Annotated in this window: 1 protein-coding gene and 1 pseudogene; both read left to right on the top strand. The window is 63.2% G+C overall.

Going from position 1 to position 4273, the window contains the following annotated elements; genetic code table 11:
- Nucleotides 1-2932 (top strand): annotated as a pseudogene (locus ACLQI9_RS15115) (ATP-binding protein); the annotation flags it as partial.
- 216 nt (nucleotides 2933-3148) lie between these two features.
- Nucleotides 3149-4120 carry a poly(ethylene terephthalate) hydrolase family protein gene (locus tag ACLQI9_RS15110; RefSeq protein ID WP_442379862.1) on the top strand — a complete coding sequence of 324 codons (972 nt, stop codon included), beginning with the start codon at nucleotides 3149-3151 and terminating at the stop codon, nucleotides 4118-4120.
- Nucleotides 4121-4273: the final 153 nt, after the last annotated feature.

Below are 4273 nucleotides of genomic sequence, written 5' to 3'. Positions count from 1 at the left end.
CGGTGGACAAGTTCACCGGCGACGGCATCATGGCGGTGTTCGGGGCACCGGTGGCGTTGGAGGTCCTCGCCGTTCGTGCCTGTCTGGCGGCCTTGGGCGTTCAGGACGAGGCGAAGCGGCTTGCCGTTGAAGTCCACGCCCGCGACGGTGTCGACCTGCAGCTTCGTATCGGGCTGAACTCCGGTCAGGTGATCGCCGGTGAGATCGGTTCGGGGCCTTTCGGATACACCGCCGTCGGCGAGCAAGTCGGCATGGCCCAGCGGATGGAATCGGTGGCACCACCCGGCGGGGTGATGCTTAGCGCGTCCACAGCGCGCTTGGTTGACGGCGCAGCGGCTCTAGATGAGCCGGAGATAGTCCGTCTTAAGGGTGCCGACGAGTCAGTCACCGTTTATCGGCTGTTGGGCATGGCCGAACGACCTGCTGGCGGACGTGCTGAGTCGAATCTGGTTGGTCGGCGATGGGAGATGGGTGCTGTCGAAGGCCTGCTGGAACGTGCAATCGACGGCCACGGCGCGGTGGTCACCGTGGTGGGATCACCTGGCATCGGCAAGAGTCGTCTGGTGCGCGAGGCCACCGCAATGGCCGCAGCTCGCGGTGTGGACGTTTTCATCGCCTACTGCGAATCACACACCAGCGACATCCCCTTCCAGGCGGTGGCGCGGCTGCTGCGCGCTGCCACTAGTGTGCACGGCTTGGACGGCCCAGCCGCCCGTGCGCAGGTGCGGGCTCGGGTGCCCGATGCCGAGCCGGAGGACTTGTTGCTCTTCGATGACCTGCTGGGTATCGCTGATCCCGAGGTGGAGCTGCCCAAGATCGATCCTGATGCCCGTCGGCGGCGGTTGACTGCGCTGGTCAATGCCGCGTCGCTGGCCCGCCAAGCCCCGGCGGTCTACGTCGTTGAGGACGCGCACTGGATCGATGAGGTCAGCGAATCCATGATTGCCGACTTTGTGGCGGTGATCCCGCAAACGCGCTCGCTGGTGCTGATCAGCTACCGACCCGAATATCGGGACGCGTTGAGCCGGGTGCCCGGTGCTCAAAGCATCGCCCTTGCGCCGCTGAGCGATTCGGAGACCGCAGCACTGGTCTCAGAGCTGCTCGGCGACGATCCCTCTGTTGACGCGCTGGGCCAGAAGATCGCCGAGAGGGCCGCCGGTAATCCGTTTTTCGCCGAGGAGATGGTGCGTGACCTGGCCGAGCGCGGTGTGCTCCGCGGCATCCGCAGCGCCTACGTCTCGACGGCCGGTGTGGCCAAGGTCACCATGCCCGCCACTGTGCAGGCGACTATTGCTGCCCGCATCGACCGCCTTGCCCCAGTTGCCAAGCGCACCTTGAGTGCTGCGGCGGTCATCGGCTCGCGGTTCGACCCGGGCCTGCTCGAAACGCTGGGCATTGAATCTATTGTCGAGGATCTTGTGGTGGCCGAACTCGTTGATCAGGTGAGGTTTACGGGAGGACCGCAGTATGTGTTTCACCATCCGCTGATCCGCTCGGTGGCCTACGAGTCACAGCTCAAATCCGATCGTGCCGAACTCCACCGGCGCGTCGCGGCCGCAATCGAATCACGTGACCCGACAGCGGCTGATGAAAAATGCCGCTTTGATTGCCGAACATTTGGAGGCCGCCGGCGATCTACACCCCGCCTACGGCTGGCACCTGCGCGCCGGGGCCTGGGCAACCAGCCGCAATATGGCCGCAGCACGAGCCAGTTGGGAGCGCGCTCGAACGATCGCCGACACATTGCCCACCGACGACCCGAACTGGGCAGCCATGCGCATCGCCCCCCGCACCATGTTGTGCGGGACCGCCTATCGGGTCCATGCGAACGACGCCGGCGCCCGCGTCGACGAGTTGCGGCAGTTGTGCGCCGTTACCGGGGACAAGGCGCCACTGGCCGTCGCCATGGCGGGGCTGGTGATGGATCACGCGTATCAAGGCCGGATTCGTGAGGCGTCGAAGCTGGCATCGGAGGCCATGGCCCTCATCGAGTCCCTTGGCGATCCGACCTTGACGGTGGGGCTGTCCTTCCCGGCGCTCTACGCCAAGTTCGAATGTGGTCACTGGCCTGACGTGCTGCGGTGGTCGCAAAGGGTTATCGACCTGGCCGACGGTGATCCGTTTAAGGGCAACTTCATCTTCGGGTCTCCGTTAGCACTGACGCTGACGTCGCGGGGTACGGCCCGTTATTCCTTATTCCTTAGGACGTACCGGATGGCGCGAGGATCTGCGTCATGGCCTGGACATGGCCCGCAGTGCCGACCCCCTGACCTACGCTGGGGTCGCCGCTTTCGGTTACTTCCCGGGAATATCGAATGGCGCGCTGGCTGCCGACGACCGCGCGCTGCGCGAGATCGAGGATGCGCTAGGAATTGCCGAACGAGCCGGCAACGATATGGCGCCGGCATTCGCCCGGATGGCGTTGGGCGTTGCACTGGCGCATCGTCACACGGCTGCGGAGCGTGACCGAGGACTCACGCTCCTGGCCGAGGTCAGCGATGTGTTCGCGCGGCGTGCGCACAACCTCGGGGATCGACCGCTCGTCGAGGTGTACGTGGCGCGGGAAAGGGCTTGGCGCGGGGATCTCGACGAGGCGATACCGCTGATGTGCGCCGCCACCGATCACCTGGTCCGCGAGGGACAACTGCTGGCGTGGGGCGTTCCAGCGACGGGTGTTCTGGCGCAAACACTGCTCGACCGCGGCGCCGACGGTGACGTCGCCGAAGCCGAGGCCGCCATCGAGCGGTTAGCGGTTGCGCCAGCCGATGAGGATCGGGTAATTCGTGACATCTGGCTGCTGCGACTACAAGCCCTACTGGCGCGGGCTCGCGGCGATGCTGCCGCTTACGCGGAGTTCCGAGATCGCTACCGCGACATGGCGAAAACGCTTGGCCTGGAGGGGCACATCGTCTGGGCCGACGCCATGCTATGAAGGCGGTCACTCGCCGACCAACTTTGTCTTGAAACAGACGAGATACGAGGCTCTCAAAACTCTGTCCCGGAATTACCGTGGACGCCGACGGACGGGCAACGGCATCGGGGTCAGGCAGGGATCTCTTAGGTGTTGGCGCTGCTAAGTCTCCTCGGGCCAGTAGCCTTGCGGATCGAGGCCGTCGTCCCAGTCGTCCCACCTCTCAGGAGGGGATCCGTGAACCGAATTTTGAAACGTTGTCGGGTATTGGCGGCGGGAGTAGCGGTCGCCGGTGCACTGTTGAGCTGCGGTTCGTCAAACCCGCCCAATTACCCCGCCGGGCCGATCGAACTGAAGTATTACGCCACCGGCCCCTGGGATGTCACTGTGAGCCTTGGCGGCGCATGCTGCGACTCGGCCAAAAACAAGTTCGATCTGTATTACCCGACTCAACTGGGCGCGAACGGATTCAAGCACCCCATTCTGACCTGGGGCAATGGATCGTTCGCCACCTCGAGCCTTTACACCTACTACCTCAAACACATGGCTTCGTGGGGATTCGTCGTCATCGCCACCCAGGATTCGCAAACCGGTCCGGGACAAACTGTCCTGGATGGCGCAAACTTCCTGAAGAACGCCAACAACGACTCGCACAGCCCCTTCTACCAGAAGCTCAACGTGAACGAGATCGGGTCGTTTGGGCATTCGCAGGGAACCGGAGGCGCGCTGAACGCCCTCATCAAATCGGCCGGCCTCATCAAGACCGTAGTCGCCATAGAAATTCCGGCACAAATATGGTGCAGCAGCGGTGCCAACTGCGCCAACACGACCCAGATGCCCTCTGGATCCATCTTTCTCATCGATGGAAGCGCCGACGGGCTTATCTCGCCCGAAACGCAGCCTTTACCAATCTCGGTCCAAGGCGAGCAGTCCGTTGACGGCTACTATCAGGGGACGCCAAACCAGATCGTGAAACTCAAGGGATCCCTCAAGGGGCCCAACCACAACGATATCCAGGGCCAGCCCGACTGCAAACCGGTACCTGTTGGCTGTGCCAACGGCGTCTACGGATACCTGGGCTATACGACTGCATGGTTCATGTTTCAGCTTCAGGGCGACAGTTACGCGCATGGCGCCTTCGTCAACCCAACCGGAGAGATGTTCTCTGAGACCAAGAACTGGGAACGCGTGGCGAGCAACATAACTTAGCTGCACCCGACGATCCCGTCTCGGCTGTCCCAAGTCAGGAGATGATGAAAATTCTTCCTTACGCGAGCACCCGAGGTTGCTGAGGTCAGGCTGATCCTGGGGCTGAGGCTTGGCCCTAATTCGGCTCCCGTCCTGTCTCGAATAAGACCACAT

The organism is Mycobacterium sp. (genome assembly GCF_052143115.1).
Lineage (GTDB): Bacteria > Actinomycetota > Actinomycetes > Mycobacteriales > Mycobacteriaceae > Mycobacterium.
Note: the sequence above shows the minus strand (reverse complement) of the source record. Positions and strands in the feature narration are given on the sequence as shown.